The organism is Crossiella sp. CA198 (genome assembly GCF_052078295.1).
Classification (GTDB): domain Bacteria; phylum Actinomycetota; class Actinomycetes; order Mycobacteriales; family Pseudonocardiaceae; genus Crossiella.
Window position 1 is genome coordinate 1 of record NZ_JBQJIM010000053.1, and the last position, 15322, is coordinate 15322.

Below are 15322 nucleotides of genomic sequence, written 5' to 3' on the forward strand. Positions count from 1 at the left end.
GGCTGGAAATTCTGTGGCACTGCCTCACCCGAGGCGTCCGCTACGACGAAACCGTTCACCTTCGCAACCGACAACAGGCCCTCCACCCGCCGTCGGCGGCATGAGGTTGACAGAAGGTGTCTCATCGGTTTCGCTCCAGCCAGCGGCGCACCAGCGGCGGCGCCACCCACGAGTAGAGGCAGTACACGACCCAGCAGACGGTCAGCGCGGTGGACAACGGCCACAGCCCGGCCATCCGCAGGCCCAGCAGCACGAAGATGAAGCCGATCCACAGCTTCATCGGCCCGATCTTGTACATCGGCCGCAGCGGGCGCAGCAACGGATGCGCGGCCAGCCGGGCCTCCCGAGCGGCCTCCACGAAGGCGGCGTTGCCGGGTTCGGCGGCCGCGGCCGCGCGGAAGGAGCGGTAGGCGCCGTCCACATCGCCCAGCTGGGCGGCGGCGTTGCCGTGCATGGCCCGCGCCGCGCTGCTGTCCGGATCGTGCGCCAGGCTGTTCGCGCTGTGCCGCGCCGCCTCCGCGTCCTGCCCCCTGGCCAGTGCCACCATCGCCCGCACCTGGCCGACAGACTGCATATGTGGATCAATCCGGGCGGCCCGCTCCACCAGCTGCTCCGCCTTGTCCACCTGCCCCGCGGACAGGCACAGCCGTGCGTAGTCGCACAGCAGCTGCGGGTCCTCCGGATCCTGGTGCAACGCGGTGAGCAGGGCCTCCTCGGCCCGCGGCCAGTCACCCAGCTCGTGCTGGGCGTTGCCGAGCACCCGCAGCAGCGAGTGGTCCGGCCCGAACCGGCTGATCCCGTCCGCGGCGGCCTGGGCGGCCTCGGCGGAACGGTCCAGCATCCACAGCGCGGTGGCCCGGAACAGCGTGGCCGGATAGCCGACCGCGTCCTCACCGTGCAACTGGGACAGCGTGTCCAGGGCCCGCTCGGCCTGACCGATGGTCAGCCAGTGCTGAGCCAGCGCGAAGGTCTCCGCACTCACGAGGCCACCACCACGATCGCCACCAGCACCAGCTCCGGCAGACCAAGCCCGAACACCGCCGCCAGCCCCGGTTTCCACAACCGCGCGTGCTCACCACCGCGCAACTGGAAAACCCGCTCCGGCGTGTGCTGCAGACGAGCCATCGCGAAGTAGGCCAGCAACGCCACCACCCGGATGATGATCCGCAACGGACTGGAGGTGATCAGCTCCGCCAGCAGCGAGGCGATCACCAGTTCAGCGGTCAGCGCCGCCGCGCCGATCACCAGCAGCCAGCGCCGGTCCCGCGCGGGCACGCCCAGCCGGCGCGAGTTGAGGTAGCCGATGAGGGTGACCGCCAGCACGCCGCCGAAGAAGGCGACATAGGCCTGGCTGGCCACTCGCCAAGGCCGTTGGGTCCCGGCTGACGTGCGGATCGTCGGCCGGAGCAAATCATCGGACACCGTGCCCCCTCCAGTTCCGCAGGAAGCCTACGCGACCGGACTAACCTGAGCCGATGGCGCGGCGAAGTGCGGGCATCCTGGTCCACCGCAATGGCGACAACGGCCCCGAAGTCCTGCTGGGACACATGGGCGGCCCGTTCTGGGCGAACAAGGACGAGGCGGCGTGGTCCATCCCCAAGGGCGAGCACACCGAGGACGAGCCACCCGAGGCCGCGGCCCGGCGGGAGTTCCTGGAGGAGCTGGGGTTGCCCGCGCCCGAGGGTGAACTGGTGTCGCTGGGGGAGGCGCGGCAGTCGGCGAAAGTGGTCGCGGTGTGGGCCCTTTCCGGCTCGGTGGACCTGGAGCGGGTGGTGCCGGGCACGTTCCAGCTGGAGTGGCCGCCGCGCTCGGGGAAGTTCGCGGAGTTCCCGGAACTGGACCGGGTGGCCTGGTTCGACCTGGAGACCGCGGCGGTGAAGTTGGTGAAGGGGCAGCGGGTGTTCCTGGAGCGGTTGGCGGCGCACCTGAGCTGAGTGGTCAGGCAAGGGAGGTCCTGGATGCCTGAGAAACTCATGGCCGCCTCGTGAGGTTGTGGACTGTCCCGGTTCTCCGGTAGCTGAAAGTATTCCTCTGGGGTAGCCAGCAGTAACCAGGGGGATGTTTCATCGGTGGATGAACTTGTTGTCAGGGCGCAGCGTTTCATCAATTCCTACAACGTGTCAGGTATTCCGAAGATCGAGGAGAACGGAAAAACCGGCTGGACGACTATCTACGCGTTGACTCGCGCGCTGCAGTACGAACTGCTTATTGCCACACTGGTCGACAACTTCGGCCAAGGCACGCTTGCGGGACTCCAGTCGAAGTTCCCGCTGATCGACCGAAGCAGTGCAACGTGCCGAACAGCAGCCTGGACAAGAAGATCCAGGCCGGTGAACTGGCCACGATCACCGGCAACGGGCTACGGGTCTTCCCCATCTATCAGACCTGGGGTGGGGAAGCCTCCTATTTCAGCCAGGAACAGGGTCGATCGGATGCCTACAACGCGATCGAGTGGGCGCGCTCCTATGGCTTCAAGTCGGGCACGCGAATCTACTTCGCGGTGGACTTCGACGCACTCGACTACCAGGTCAGTGGAAATATTTTGCCACACTTCCGGGGAATCAAGGAGGTGCTGGACGAGAACGGTCGCGGATACCAGGCCGGAATCTACGGCCCGCGCAACGTGTGCAGCAGGGTCGGCGCGGCGGGCTTGACCTCGGCCAGTTTTGTTTCCGGCATGTCCACCGGTTTCTCCGGCAATCTCGGCTACCCGATGCCGGTGGACTGGGCCTTCGACCAGATCGCCACGGTCCGCGCTGGCACTGGTTCGAGCGCCGTCGAAGTCGACAAGGACATCGCTTCCGGCCTGGACCAAGGCCAGAACGTGTTCGACGAACCGGTCAAGCCATCCGGCGCGGACGTCGAGTTCGACCGGTCACAGCAGGCCGCCATGCTCAAGGATCTGCAGGCCTACCTGGAATCGATCAACGTACCCGAAAACGGGGGACCAGGGCTTACTGCCTGGGGTCAGCCCAACAGCACGACCTTCTCGTTCGAGACCATGCTGGCCCACGACGTCCGCATCACCAACCTGGCCCGCAACCTGCGGATCCGCAAGGCACTCATCCAGTGCCCGCTGTTCTGGGAGATCCGCAAGTACAACCTGGATGACCCGCTGGCCGACCGGCTGGTCATCGACTACCACGATGGCACCGTGATCAGCACGAAACGGGACAGCAGCACTGGCCTCGGCCAGATCTTCGCCGCCACCGCGATCCGCGCCCGCAACTACTGCATCAGAAAGGGCATCGCCACCGGCCCGATCATGGACCCCGCCAAGGACTCGGACCTCTGGCAGGTGTGGCAGAAGCTGCACTACGACGCCAACTACAACATCAGCACCATTCCGCTGGTGCTGATCGAGGGAGCCGACCAGGCCGGGGTTGGCCGGCCAGGCCTGGACTTCACTGAGGACGCCAGCCGCAAGACCCTGGCCCGGTACAACGGAACAGGCGGCAAAGCCGAGGAGTACGGCCGCCAGCTGCTCGGTCTGTACCGGGTGTTCGAGAAGTACAACTCGACAGCGCGCAGCAGGTGACGGGCATCGGGATGAACGACTCCGCTACGCCCACAGCCGCGCCACGGCACGGGTTGGTCTGGCCGTTGATGATCGGGCTCAACGCCCTGCTGGGCTACTTCGGGGTCATTCCGTTCGGCTTCGCCGGCGGCGTGCTCGGGGCGGCGCTCGGGTGGACCGAGCCGGATCCGACCATGAACGACGGTGCGCTCGTCCTGGTCGTCACCGGCGCGGTGCTGGTGATTCCGATGCTCATTGTCTTCGCCGCGCTCAACTACCCGATCGCGCGGATCGGCAAGGCCCCGGCGCGGTGGTACTGGCCACTGGGCGTTCTCGTGTTGCTCGCCCCGGCCCTGGCCGTGTGGATCTGGCCGCATCTCTGGGTGCTGGCCAGGTGGTATTGACCAACGAATCCGGCCGCGGCGGAAGCGGCGATGAAGGGAAATTCCCATGGGCACCACAGGTGACAAGCTGACGCGTCGCACGGTGTTGAGAGCCGGCGTCGCCGCGGTCGCGGTAGCCGGACTCGGCACCGTGTTCGCGACAACCGCGCGGGCCACCGACCGCGAACCGGCCGCTGCCAAGGCGAAGGAGCGAGCGCGGGCACGGGTCCTCGTCGGAGGGCGCAGCGCCAATGGCTGGGAGATGGAGGCGGGCGCCGACATCGGCGGCTCGATCTGGACCCGGCCGATCACCGGCAGCCCGGTCACCGTGGCGCTACGCATCGGCGCCGTGGCTGTTGTCCTGACGCACGTCGTGCGGCGGTTCCACTACGAGATCGGCGCACTCAACAGCGGCGAAGCGCTGGGGTACCAGGAGGAGGCGAGCGTGACCGGCTACGAGACCAACCACGCCTCCGGCACCGCGGTCGACCTCCGGCCCGGCTGGTACCGGCCAGGGGTCTCTGGTGGATTCCTGCCTGCCGAACTCGTTGTCCTGCGCGACGTGCTCCGCGACTGCGAGGGGATCGTCAGCTGGGGCGGAGACCGGGTCCGTCCGGATGAGGGCCATTTCCAGATCGAGGTCGGCCCAGATGATCCTCGCCTGGCGAAGGTCGCCGCCAAGATCCAGGACTGGAACAGCAAACCCGGCAAGGGGGCTGGAGTCCTGCTCGCACTGTCCTGATCGCCCTGCTGCCCACGCGGATCGTCGGCCGGAGCAGATCGTCGGACACCGTGCCCCCAGCGGGTGTTCCTGGAGCGGCCGGCGGCGCGACTCTAGAGATCGGGGCGAGGGTCGAAGTCCGGGTCCTCCTCGATCGCCTCGCCAATGGCCTCGCGGTTCGCCGCGACCATCCGGTCGATGTGGCCGCGCAGCAACCCAGCGGCCGGGCTGGTGCCGTTGAAGACCGACTGCCAGGTGTCCTGGCCGTCGTCAACACGGCGGGCGATCGATCGCATGTCATCGCCCAGCTCACCCCGCAGCGCGGCCTGCTGGAGCGCGGCCAGCTCCTCGCGAGTGGGCTGGTTCTCCCGCTCGAAGCGGTACAGCTCCTCCTGGGCCTGGCCGATGGTCGAATCCAGCTCGTCGATCGCGGCGCGGAAGGCGGCCTCGTCGAACTCCGGGGTGGTCATCGCGGCGCCACCGCCGACGGAGCGGGCGGCAGCGAATCAGCGGTGAAGGCCGAGGCACAGAGCTGGATGAACGACTTGACCATGGTGAGCACGTTCCAGAACGCCATGATCACCTTACGGGCGCTGTTGATCATCGTGATGGCCTCTTTGACCGTTTTGATCAACTTCCACTGGCCGTACAGCGGGATCGCCGCGTTGCTCAGCCCGGCCATGACGATGCTGATCACCGTCTTGATGATGTCGACCACGCACTGCGCCATCTTGACCGCCTGGTCCACGCAGTCGTGCAGGTGCCCGGCGAGCTGGCGCATCTTGCCGCCCTGATCGGTCAGGGCCGTACCCCATGTGCCCATCTGCGCGCCCGCGGCATCCGAGGCGGCCCCGATCCAGGTGCGGCCGATGGCGGCCTTGCCGGAGTTGAGGTTGGCCTGTACCGCGTCCACGCAGTCTGCCACCGCGCGCCAGGCCGAGACCTGCATGGACGCTTTTCCGATGTCCCCGGCGATCCACTTGGTGACGTACTCCCGCGGGTCGTGGCCGCCGACCCACACCACCAGTTCGCACACCTTGTCCAGCACCCAGCCGAAGGAGACCTGTGGGAGCTGGGCGGCGCCGGGGCTGGGCGGGTTCAGCTTGGTCTGGGCGGAGGCGATGTCGTCGAAGCCGTTGGCCACGCCGTCATCGCTGGTGTGCAGCGTGACCCCGCCACCCATGTTGGTGATGTGGTTGCGGGACTTGACGTCCGCGGCCTTGTACTCGTCCGCGCTCGCGGCGAGCGCGGCCTTCTCGGCGCCAAGGCCGGTGCTGTCGGCCCGCAACACCGCGTGCGCCTTGGTGAGCATCGCCGCGTAGTCACCGGTGATCAGCTCCAGGACCCGCCCGAAGTCCGCGTCAGCGATCTTTCCGGTCGCATAGCCGTGCGCCGAGTTCAGGTCACCGGAAGCCCGGCCAACCTGACCCGCCCAGCCCCGGAGATCGCTGATCTCCACCGCGATTGTGGACACGCCGCCTCCGGCCGTTCAGTGAGTTCGCCAGAAAAGGATCATGAGAACGATCTGGAGCGCGAACACGCCGAGGATCACGGTCCACTGCCTGCCAAAGCTCCAATGCCGTGCGACGGCGATGAGCACAAGAGCGGTCCCGGTCACCGCCGCGGCCACACCCCCGATAATCCAGGGCAGATCGCCTGAGCTGCCGCCGATGAACCCGACGATCACCGAGAACAACACGGCGCCGATGAGCATCCAGTCCCGCAGGAACCCCTCGGCCAGCGCCACCAGCGCACGCGGCAGGAACCCGCCCCAGGCTCGCCGGCGTTGCGCGGGGTCCTCGGCCTTGTCCACCGCGTCGGCGTGTTCGTATGCCGAGCGGAACAGGGGACCGTCTTCGTTCGTGGGTTCGCGTTGGCCATCAGCCATGGCGGTCACCCTAGCGCCTGGTGCCGCTACGGTGCGTGAGAATCCGGCAATCGGCCAGTCGCGTCGAGTTCGTGGTGTTCGGCCGGTTCAACGACCAGTGACTGGCCGGTCGTTCGGGCCAAGCAGTCACGCCAGGTGGCCGCTTCCTGTCACGCTTTGACCATTTCCGGGAACCCTCCCCACCCGGCTGCCCACAATGAGTCACGGCCTGAACCTGTGCCGCGACCGAGGGGACGCCATGGACTACTACCAGACACTGCCGGTGCCGGAACCCGCACCAGTGGTGCCCCGGCGGCACGACCCGCTGGCGGTGGCCCTGGGCAACGCCTCGCTGCTCGGCCTCGGCTACCTGATGCTGCGCCGCCGCCTGCTGTTCGTGCTCACCTGGCTGGTCACCATCCTGCTGCTGGTGCTGCTCGGCGCGGTGTCCCGGAGCGGGTGGTTCGAGTTCGTGGTGCTCGCCTGGTGGCTGACGATGATCGCGCACGGCTTCTTCCTGGCCCGCCGCGCGGAACGGGTGGTCAACGGCAGACAGCGGCTGATCGGGCTGAGCGCCACCGTGGCCGTGCTGCTGGCGGTGGGGCTGCTGCGCTACGACGCCACCGGGATCGAGCAGACCGTGGCCGAGGCCAAGCAACGCGGTGACTGCGCGCAGGCGATGTCCGCGCTGGACCGGGTCTGGCTCGGGCATCACCTGGCCGACGCGCCGCTGACCGTGCGCGGCGAACTCACCGTCGACGCCTGCCGCCGGATCACCCTCGCCACCGGCAGGCTGACCACCGCGCTGCGCGGCGACGTCAAGGAGCTGACCCAGGGCTACGACGGCCTCACCTCGGTGCTGACCGACCTGCCCGGCCACGAGAACATGGTGCGGGAACTCGTCAGCGGTTTCCTCGGCGGCCTGCCCACCAAGGAACCCTGCCAGACCGTCGCGATCACCGACTGGCTGCGTCAGCGCAAACCCGCGGGCAATGTGCTGGACCGCTCCACCGAGGTCGTCGGCCGCACCGCGCCGGCCGCGCTCACCGGCTGCGCCGACGGCTTCCTGAACGCCAAGGACTGGGAAAAAGCCCGCGCCCTGTTCCAGCAACTGCTGGAGCAATACCCCGGCCACGAACTCACCGGCAAGGCCCAGGACGGCGCCCGCAAAGCCACCCTGGAGATCGAACTCGCCAACGTCCGCAACCTGCTCCGCGGCTCCAACCCCGCCTACTGCACGCGCCCCGCCCCCTACAGCGGCGCCGCCCCGTACGCCAAGGGCACCAACCGCGCCATGATGTTCGGCAACGACGCCTTCACCGGCAGGTTGCCGGGGGAGTGGAAGGTCGGCGACGCGGCCGAGGCGGTGCTGGTGGTCTGCGCGGGCGCGAAGGAGTACGGCGCGGCGGTGCGCACCTGCCCGTACCAGAAGCGCACCCCGCCGCAGTACCGCACGGACGTGACCTTCCACAAGATCGCGATCCCGGTGAAGGCGTACGAACTGCGCACCGGGAAGCTGGTGGTGGATCAGAAGGTGGAGATCACCGGGTCGGTGTGCCCCAGGGAGATCCGGTACACCAGTTACCTCACCGATCTGGGGCCGCCGTCGAAGTTCTACGTGTCGGAGTCGGACAAAGAGGTGCAGGCCGCCTTCGGCTGGTTCATCAACCAGTGACCGACTTCGGCCCCGCGGTGATCTTCAACGCCCTGCTCGCGGCGGGAGTGCGCTTCACCTTTGTCGGCTTCATCACCTGGCACGCGGCCCAGCTGTGCCAGGAGCAGCCGCCGCCGGAGGTCCCGGAACCCCAGTCGCATGAGGAGAACCTGACGCGGCTGGCCTGTGCGCTGGTCGCGATCGGCGTGGGCAGCGAGTCGGCGGATGGGGCCGTGCGGCCGTTCGCAGGCGATCCGGCCGCACTCATGGACAGTGACCGGTGGTTCACCTCGCCGCACGGATCGGTGCGCGTCTCGGTCAGGTATCCGTTGGATCCGAGGACGGCGGGATCCGAGCGGGACCAGGACCCGTTGGCGAGTGCGGTCCGGATCGTCATCAGCACCTCCGCCACGGTGCTCCGGCAGTACCTGGCGACCGGCAAGTACCCAGGGCTCGACGAGCTGGTGGAGACCGTCGAACTCTTCGACTCCATGGCGGACCTGAATCAGGACAACGACGAATAGGCCGATGGTCGTTCATCGGCCTATTCGCGTGCATTTGTCGACTCAGCTGGTGATGACCAGACTGAACACGCCATTCCGCCCGGTGATGCCAGTTTCAGTGGCGCACGCGGTGAGGTCCAATTCAGGCAGCACCACCACCTGCCGGGCAGTGGCCCCGGTGAACTGGCCGGCCACGATCGGGCCCTCCAGCACGACGACCACCTGTCCCTGTGGATTCGTGGACACCACCGAGGTGTAGTTCCACACGCTCGAGGCGCCCACGTTCCAGTCGAAGGTCTGGGTCCCGGAGTCCTGGTCGAAGGAGAGTTCGCAGGAGCCCTCGAACTGTCCGGAGAACGGCGCCACGAACGAGTTGATCAGCGGGTTTCCCAGGGAAAGGCAGGTGGCGGTGTCGGATCCGGAGTAGGTGATCTCGCGGACTGTGTTGTTCAGGCCGGGGGTGTAGGTGGAGGTCTCGGTGCCCAGCGGACAGAGCACCAGGGTCAGGCCGGAGGCGCCGGCCACGCCCGCGCCCGGTACCAGCGAACAGGCGGCCAGAATTCCGGCCACCACCAGCAGTCTGCGTAATTGGGTCCGAATTCGGGCAGCGGAGAACGCGGCGGGTTTCATGGCAATCTCCTCGAATTTCTCGACTGAGTCCGGCGAGTTCATCGATGTCCGAAGATTCGCCGATAGAACGAGAACTGTCCGTCACCGGACCCGGTCTGTCTACAGTAGACCGGCGATGAGACTCGTTCCGTGACCTGGTCGGCGCTCTGGCCGTGATCCGGTCGCCGCCGATGATTCAGCGCCGTCGGGTCACCAGCCAGTCGACCAGTACCGTGCCACCCAGTCCGAGCGCTCCGACCAGCCCCAGCTGAATGGCCTGGAGATCGTCGACCACCCCCAGCGCCATCAACGGGAACCACAGCCCCACCGACACCGCCGCCGCGACCGGAGCGATCACCAGCGCCCACCTCCGCCGACCACCGGCGGTGGCCGTCCGGGCTGTCACCGTCGGCGTGGCCGCCGCCAGCGCCCAGCACAGCAGCCACAACACCGCCAGCGCCAGCGCCCCCAGCACGGGTACCCACACCGCCACCTGATCGGCGAACAGCCCGATCAGCACCGTGGTCACCAGTGGCGCCGCCGCGAACCCGCCCAGCAGCACCGCCAGTCCCAGCCGCGCGTACAGCGGGATGTGCCGCGGCTGAGCCATTGAGGGCTCAGCCATTGAGGTAGGCCAGCACGGCGAGCACGCGGCGGTTGTCGTCCTCGGCGGGGAGCAGGCCGAGTTTGCTGAAGATGTTGTTGGTGTGCTTGGACACGGCCTTCTCGGTGATGAACAGTCTGGCCGCGATGGCGGCGTTGGAGCGGCCCTCGGCCATCAGGCTCAGCACCTCGCGTTCGCGTGGGGTCAGGGCGGTGACGGGTTTGTCGCGGGAGTGGCGGGCCAGCAGCTGGGCGATGACGTCGGGGTCCATCGCGGTGCCACCGGCGGCGACCCGGCGGACCGCGTCCACGAACTGCCCGACGTCGGCCACCCGGTCCTTGAGCAGGTAGCCGACGCCGCCCGCGGAGTCCGACAGCAGCTCGCGGGCGTAGAGCTGCTCGACGTACTGGGACAGGATCAGGACGGGGAGGCCCGGCAATCGGCGCCGGGCCTCGATCGCGGCCCGTAGGCCCTCGTCAGTGAACGTCGGTGGCAGTCGGACATCGCACACCGCCACGTCCGGTCGGTGCCTGACGAGGGCTTCCAGCAGGTCACGGCCGTTGTCCACGGCAGCGACCACCTCGAAGTCGTGCGCCTGGAGCAGCCTGATCAGGCCGTCGCGGAGCAGGACGAGGTCTTCAGCGATGACGACGCGCACGGGCCCATTCTGGATCACCGCCCGCCGGCGCCGAGATCGAACACCGCAAACTCGTCCAAAGTGAACTCCTCACCGTTGCCGCCGGCCGGCCTGCGCAGGCCCACCCAGGTGTCCCCGGTACTCGATGCGGTGAACTCGACGGTGTGTGTGCCGGGCTCGCCGCGGGCGGGCAACGGGGTGACCGAGACGTCCCTTGGCGCGCCGTTGGCTGGATCCTCGCCGACTACCCAGCTGTAAGCGGTACCGGCCGCGGCGTAGTTGAAGCTCACCCGGTAGCGGTGTCCCGGCTCGAAGCGCACGGTGGCCGGGGTGGTCCGGTACACCAGGTGCGCGGCGTACTCGAAGGACTTCAGGCTCCAGTGGCCTTCGAGCACATCGTCCACCGCCTTGCCGTTCCAGCCGCGCTGGGTGAACGGCGCGTGCTTCTCCGCCAGGTGGGTGCGCGCGTCGGTCGGCGCGATCTCGCCGCCGGGCACGAACGGCCCGAAGCCCTGGTCCACCCGCTCGAAGTCCCACCGCTTGCCGGGATCGGGCGCGGCGACCACCCGCAGGTCGTCCAGCCGGACCACGGCCTCGCCCGCGCCGACCCTGACCCCGACCTCGGTGCTGCCGTCGCTGGTGAAGAACACCCGGATCCGCTGCGACTTGGTGCCCTTCTTCTCCTCCGAGGCCACGATGTTGGTCACCGTGGAGCGGTCCAGCCGGGTTTCCCTGTCCCCGGCGAACACGGTGACCGGCCGCGATTTGCCGGGCTCGACCTCCACCATCAGCGAGGCCGCGTACTGCCCGCGCGGCAGCACCAGCCGCTGACTCAGGCTCGCCGCGCCACCGCGCACCACCGCTTCCCGCTGGCCGAGGCCGTTGGTCTCGACCTTGGCCCCGCCACTGCTCCGCCAGCCGCTGAGGTCACCGGAGTCGAAGCCGGGGTTGGCGGTCGGGGTGCCCTCGCCGTAGGCCAGCCGTGGCGCCGGGGCGGGAGTTTGCGCGGTGACCAGGTACGGCGTGCGGGCCTCGGCGGTGATCGTCACCTTGCCGTCGCGCACCGGCAGCGTGCCGGCGTGCCGCCGTCCGTCGTCGGTGAGCCGGTAGAGCTGCAGACTGGGCTGCTTGGCCAGTTCGGCAGGCAGTTCCCAGGTGCTCGCCCCACCGGCCGGGTTCCAGTGGTAGGCCTTGTCGGGTGCGGTAGGCGACCAGGGCAGCAGATAGGCGCCGTTGTCATAGAGCAGCCTCCCGTCCTTACGGAACTGGCGCTTGCCGCCGGGTGCGGTCACGCTCACTCCGCCGTCCAGTACAGCCTCCACAGTGGACAGTCGCTGCACCGGGAAGTGCTGGAGGTACTTGGTGGGCAGGTTCTGCTCGAAGGTGTTGGCCAGGAACGCCCGGTAGTCGGTCTCCCCGGTCCAGCCCTCGAACTCCACGATCCGCGCGCCCATCAGCAGCGGGTGGTGGACGAAGACGTCCTTCTGGTGGTTTCGGGCCAGCCGGATGATGCTGGAGTTGATGCCGCGCAACGCCTCGCTGCTGTAGTCGATGTCGGTGGCCCAGTGCGTCCACAGCGTTTCGCGCTCCAGCCGGTGCGACCACTCGGTGGCCATCTCCCAGCCCAGTGTGCGCACCTCGCGCTGCAACCGGTCGGCGGTCCACCCGGTCTCGCGGAACACGTCGAAGTACAGGAAGTCAAGCCCGCCACGGGTTTCCCGCTGCAACTGGGCCAGCCTGCGCGCGAGGTCGCCGGAGTTGAGGTCCCGGCGCTGGTCGATCCGATAGGACTGGTCCATCCAGGCCCACTGCTTGTTGTTCTTGTCCACCAGCGTTTCGGAGAACGCCCGCGCCTCCGGGTAGGACTCGGTCGCGTTGACGTGCACCCCGAAGTCGGCGTTCCAGCGCTTGCCCTGTTGCAGCAACGTGTTCAGCCCGCCCAGGCCACCCGCGCGCTCGTTGTAGTGGCCGCCGTAGTCCGGGTGCGCGGCGTCGTGGCCTTCGGACTGGTAGCCCTTGAGCAGCACGAACTGGCCGAGCCCGTCGGTGGCCAGACTGACCCGCTTGGTGTCGTCCAGGGTGCGGGTGAACGGGTGGGTGGCCGAGGAGGCGATGTTGAACGGAATCCGTTGCACCACCCGGTCCTTGGTCTTCTCCCAGCCCTTGGGCTGCCACATGATGTCCCGGAAGGCGATGGCCGCGTCCTGCCAGTCCAGCACGTTGTCGCCGTTGCGTTCCCCGGTCAGGGTGATCTTGGCCCACGGCGCGGGTTCGGTGTCCGGGGAGCCCTGGGCGCGGTGCGTCCACCGTCCACTCCAGACACTCACCGCCGGGCCGTCCGGGGTCTGCCTGGCCTGCCGCCAGATCCGCCCGTTCTCATCCGCGCCCGCGCCACGGTCGTTGTCATAGGTCGAGTTGGTCTCGATCGCCGCGGCCAGCTTCCCGGTGCTGACCATGCCGTAGGCCGAGCCCTGCGGGGTGGCATCCGGCGGGGTGGCGGCGGTGACCGGGTAGATCCGGTCGCCGTTGCCGTTCTTGTTCAGTTCCACCCTGGCCGCGGCCACCTGTGGCGCCGGATCGGCGGCGCGCACGGTGAGCAGGTCGTGCCCTGGGATGTCGATGGTGCCCACCCGGAAGGCCGGGGTGTCCCGGACCTGGTCGATCCGGAAGGTCACGGTGCGCCCGCGCAGGGCCAGGCTGGCGTCCAGGCGCACGCCGGGCAGGTCGGGGAAGGTCAGGGCGTAGCGCACCGAATCGCCTGCGGAGCGGGCGGCGCCGGTGACGCGCTGGTCGGCGCCGTTGAGCTGGATCGAGGTCAGCGGCGCGGACCGGCCGTGCAGCACCGCGCCGGAGCGGCGGTCGGTGTAGCCGACCACCCGGGGGAACTCCGCGCCCACCGCCACGCTCAGCTCGGCCGAACGCAGGGTCAGCGCGGGCTGGGCGAGGGCGGTCAGGCCGGGAGTGAGTAGGGCCAGGGCGGCCGATAAGGCCAGGAGTGACTGGCGGGTCGACACGGGCACCTCCACGATCGACTGCGCGAATGTGCTTGTTTTAGGGCGCTAAACATCATTAGTCAACAGACGAACGCTCAGAACTGAACAGCCCAACCGCAGGACATTTGTCCTACCCAGCACTGGACAAAGCACTCTTACCTGCGGAAACGCCAGGAAATACGGTTCTCCCATGAACGAGGCAGTCCACCTCCACGCGGTCACCAAGGCCTACGGATCGGTACGCGCGGTCAACGGTGTTCACCTGAGCGTGCCCGCGGGGCAGACGGTGGCCTTGCTCGGCCCCAACGGCGCGGGCAAGTCGACCACGATCAACCTGATGCTCGGCCTGCTCGCCCCGGACTCCGGGCAGGTCAGCCTGTTCGGCGGCACCCCGGAGGCGGCGATCCGGGCCGGGCGGATCGGGGTGCTGCCCCAGGACGCCAAGCTCATCCCGCGGGTCACCGTGGCCGAGCTTGTCGACTTCGTCCGGCGCAGCTATCCCTCCCCGCTGCCGCTGGCCGAAGTGCTGGGACTCGCCGGGCTCACCGACCTGGCCAAGCGCAAGGCCGACGCCCTGTCCGGGGGGCAGGCGCGTCGGGTGCAGTTCGCGCTGGCCATGGCCGGTGACCCGGAGCTGGTGGTGCTCGACGAACCCACCACCGCGCTTGATGTCGAGCACCGCCGCGAGTTCTGGACCTACCTGCGTGCCTTCGCCGCCCGCGGCCGGACCGTGCTGTTCTCCAGCCACTACCTGGAGGAGGTGGCGGAGAACGCGGACCGGGTGGTGGTGATCTCGGGTGGCCGCACCATCGCCGATGCCACCCCGGACGAACTGCGTGGCCGGGTCGGCGGGCGGACCGTCTCGCTGGACCCGGACGGCCGCAGACCCGATGAGCTGCAACGGTTGCCGGGGGTGCTCTCGGTGTCGCTGCGCGGCGGGCGGGCCTACCTGAGCAGCGCCGACTCCGACGCCACCGTGCAGGCGCTGGCCCAACTCGGCGCGATCCACGACCTGGAAGTGACCGGGGCCGGACTGGAAGAGGCATTCATGGCGCTGACCGCGTCGGATCGGACGGCTGTGTGATGCTGGGATACGTCCTCATCGAGTGCAAGAGGTTGTTGCGGGACACCGGTTTCCTGCTGATGAGCGTGCTCACCCCGCTGGTGATGTACGTGGTGTTCAACAACCTCAACGTGGCCATCGGCCAGGAACCGCGGCAGGCCGCGCTCTACACCATGGTCAGCATGTCCGCCTTCGGCGCGATCAGCGGCGTGCTCAACAGCAGCGTCGGCGTTGCCGAGGACCGGGCACTGGGCTGGCTGCGGCAACTGCGGCTGACCCCGTTGTCCCCGTTGCGGATCGTGCTCGCCAGGGTGCTGATCTCGATGCTGCTCGCGCTGCCGCCGATCGTCTCGGTCTGCATCGCCGGGGCGCTGATCAACGACGTGCAACTGTCCCTGCCGAGCTGGCTGGCCGCGGTCGGCCTGCTCTGGCTGGGCACCGCGCCCTTCGCCGCGGCCGGCATCGGCATCGGCTACCTGCTCTCCGTGCGCACCGCCCAGCTCGCCAGCGTGTTCGTCTACATCGGACTGTCCATGTTGGGCGGTCTGTGGATCCCACTGGCCGCCTTCCCGGACTGGCTGGCCGAGCTGGCCCGGTTCACCCCGACCTTCCGCTACGCCGACCTGTCCTGGGCGGTGGTCTTCGACCGCGGCCCCTCGATGGGCGGGATCGGCGTCCTGATCGGGTGGTTGGCGCTGTTCGGAGTGTTCGCCATCTACGCCTACCAGCGCGGTGGCAGGCGGGCATGATCTACGGTGCGGGGATGGGGAC

General features: G+C 68.5%; 17 protein-coding genes. 8 read left to right on the forward strand and 9 right to left on the reverse strand.

Annotated features, from left to right (window positions below; genetic code table 11):
* Positions 1–121: 121 nt before the first annotated feature.
* Positions 122–982, reverse strand: a complete 861-nt coding sequence (locus tag ACTOWY_RS43640; RefSeq protein WP_441315483.1) for a tetratricopeptide repeat protein — start codon at positions 980–982, stop codon at positions 122–124.
* Positions 979–1359 carry a hypothetical protein gene (locus ACTOWY_RS43645; RefSeq protein WP_441315484.1) on the reverse strand — a complete coding sequence of 127 codons (381 nt, stop codon included), beginning with the start codon at positions 1357–1359 and terminating at the stop codon, positions 979–981. The genes ACTOWY_RS43640 and ACTOWY_RS43645 overlap by 4 nt, the downstream gene beginning before the upstream one ends.
* 116 nt (positions 1360–1475) lie before the next feature.
* On the opposite strand from ACTOWY_RS43645, the gene ACTOWY_RS43650 reads away from it, so the two are divergent.
* The 4 genes from ACTOWY_RS43650 (at position 1476) to ACTOWY_RS43665 (ending at position 4642) form a co-directional block, all read left to right on the forward strand.
* Positions 1476–1934: an NUDIX domain-containing protein gene (locus ACTOWY_RS43650; RefSeq protein ID WP_441315485.1), complete on the forward strand. Its 459-nt coding sequence runs from the start codon at positions 1476–1478 to the stop codon at positions 1932–1934.
* 359 nt (positions 1935–2293) lie between these two features.
* Complete coding sequence (locus ACTOWY_RS43655; protein ID WP_441315486.1) at positions 2294–3538, forward strand: glycoside hydrolase domain-containing protein; 1245 nt, start codon at positions 2294–2296, stop codon at positions 3536–3538.
* Positions 3539–3549: 11 nt separating this feature from the next.
* A complete protein-coding gene (locus tag ACTOWY_RS43660) occupies positions 3550–3921 on the forward strand; it encodes a hypothetical protein (RefSeq protein WP_441315487.1) in 372 nt (123 codons plus the stop codon).
* 46 nt (positions 3922–3967) lie between these two features.
* Complete coding sequence (locus ACTOWY_RS43665) at positions 3968–4642, forward strand: M15 family metallopeptidase (RefSeq protein WP_441315488.1); 675 nt, start codon at positions 3968–3970, stop codon at positions 4640–4642.
* A gap of 92 nt (positions 4643–4734) precedes the next feature.
* Here the strand turns inward: ACTOWY_RS43665 and ACTOWY_RS43670 are convergent, their stop codons facing one another.
* Genes ACTOWY_RS43670 through ACTOWY_RS43680 form a run of 3 tightly spaced genes read right to left on the reverse strand, consistent with a single transcriptional unit; the run spans position 4735 to position 6518 of the window.
* On the reverse strand, positions 4735–5091 hold the full coding sequence (locus tag ACTOWY_RS43670; RefSeq protein WP_441315489.1) for a hypothetical protein: 357 nt from the start codon (positions 5089–5091) through the stop codon (positions 4735–4737).
* Positions 5088–6095: a hypothetical protein gene (locus ACTOWY_RS43675; protein WP_441315490.1), complete on the reverse strand. Its 1008-nt coding sequence runs from the start codon at positions 6093–6095 to the stop codon at positions 5088–5090. Before ACTOWY_RS43675 ends, ACTOWY_RS43670 begins: the two co-directional genes overlap by 4 nt.
* A 15-nt stretch (positions 6096–6110) precedes the next feature.
* Complete coding sequence (locus tag ACTOWY_RS43680; protein WP_441315491.1) at positions 6111–6518, reverse strand: hypothetical protein; 408 nt, start codon at positions 6516–6518, stop codon at positions 6111–6113.
* Between the two features lie 187 nt (positions 6519–6705).
* On the opposite strand from ACTOWY_RS43680, the gene ACTOWY_RS43685 reads away from it, so the two are divergent.
* Positions 6706–8163: a hypothetical protein gene (locus ACTOWY_RS43685; protein ID WP_441315492.1), complete on the forward strand. Its 1458-nt coding sequence runs from the start codon at positions 6706–6708 to the stop codon at positions 8161–8163.
* A complete protein-coding gene (locus ACTOWY_RS43690) occupies positions 8160–8666 on the forward strand; it encodes a hypothetical protein (RefSeq protein ID WP_441315493.1) in 507 nt (168 codons plus the stop codon). The genes ACTOWY_RS43685 and ACTOWY_RS43690 overlap by 4 nt, the downstream gene beginning before the upstream one ends.
* A 42-nt stretch (positions 8667–8708) precedes the next feature.
* On the opposite strand, the gene ACTOWY_RS43695 is transcribed toward ACTOWY_RS43690, so the two are convergent.
* From ACTOWY_RS43695 to ACTOWY_RS43710, 4 genes are all read right to left on the reverse strand, one after another.
* Positions 8709–9275 (reverse strand): hypothetical protein, encoded by a 567-nt coding sequence (locus ACTOWY_RS43695; RefSeq protein WP_441315494.1) that lies wholly within the window; start codon positions 9273–9275, stop codon positions 8709–8711.
* A gap of 175 nt (positions 9276–9450) precedes the next feature.
* Positions 9451–9879 carry a hypothetical protein gene (locus tag ACTOWY_RS43700; RefSeq protein WP_441315495.1) on the reverse strand — a complete coding sequence of 143 codons (429 nt, stop codon included), beginning with the start codon at positions 9877–9879 and terminating at the stop codon, positions 9451–9453.
* Positions 9872–10516 (reverse strand): LuxR C-terminal-related transcriptional regulator, encoded by a 645-nt coding sequence (locus ACTOWY_RS43705; RefSeq protein ID WP_247764885.1) that lies wholly within the window; start codon positions 10514–10516, stop codon positions 9872–9874. The genes ACTOWY_RS43700 and ACTOWY_RS43705 overlap by 8 nt, the downstream gene beginning before the upstream one ends.
* 14 nt (positions 10517–10530) lie before the next feature.
* The gene (locus tag ACTOWY_RS43710; RefSeq protein ID WP_441315497.1) at positions 10531–13509 is read right to left on the reverse strand and encodes an endo-alpha-N-acetylgalactosaminidase family protein; all 2979 of its coding nucleotides are present in this window, start codon (positions 13507–13509) and stop codon (positions 10531–10533) included.
* Between the two features lie 169 nt (positions 13510–13678).
* Between ACTOWY_RS43710 and ACTOWY_RS43715 the strand changes: the two genes are divergently transcribed.
* Both ACTOWY_RS43715 and ACTOWY_RS43720 read left to right on the forward strand, forming a co-directional pair.
* Positions 13679–14572, forward strand: a complete 894-nt coding sequence (locus ACTOWY_RS43715; protein WP_441315498.1) for an ABC transporter ATP-binding protein — start codon at positions 13679–13681, stop codon at positions 14570–14572.
* Positions 14572–15300, forward strand: coding sequence for an ABC transporter permease (locus tag ACTOWY_RS43720; RefSeq protein WP_441315499.1), 729 nt, complete (start codon positions 14572–14574; stop codon positions 15298–15300). Before ACTOWY_RS43715 ends, ACTOWY_RS43720 begins: the two co-directional genes overlap by 1 nt.
* Positions 15301–15322 lie beyond the last annotated feature (22 nt).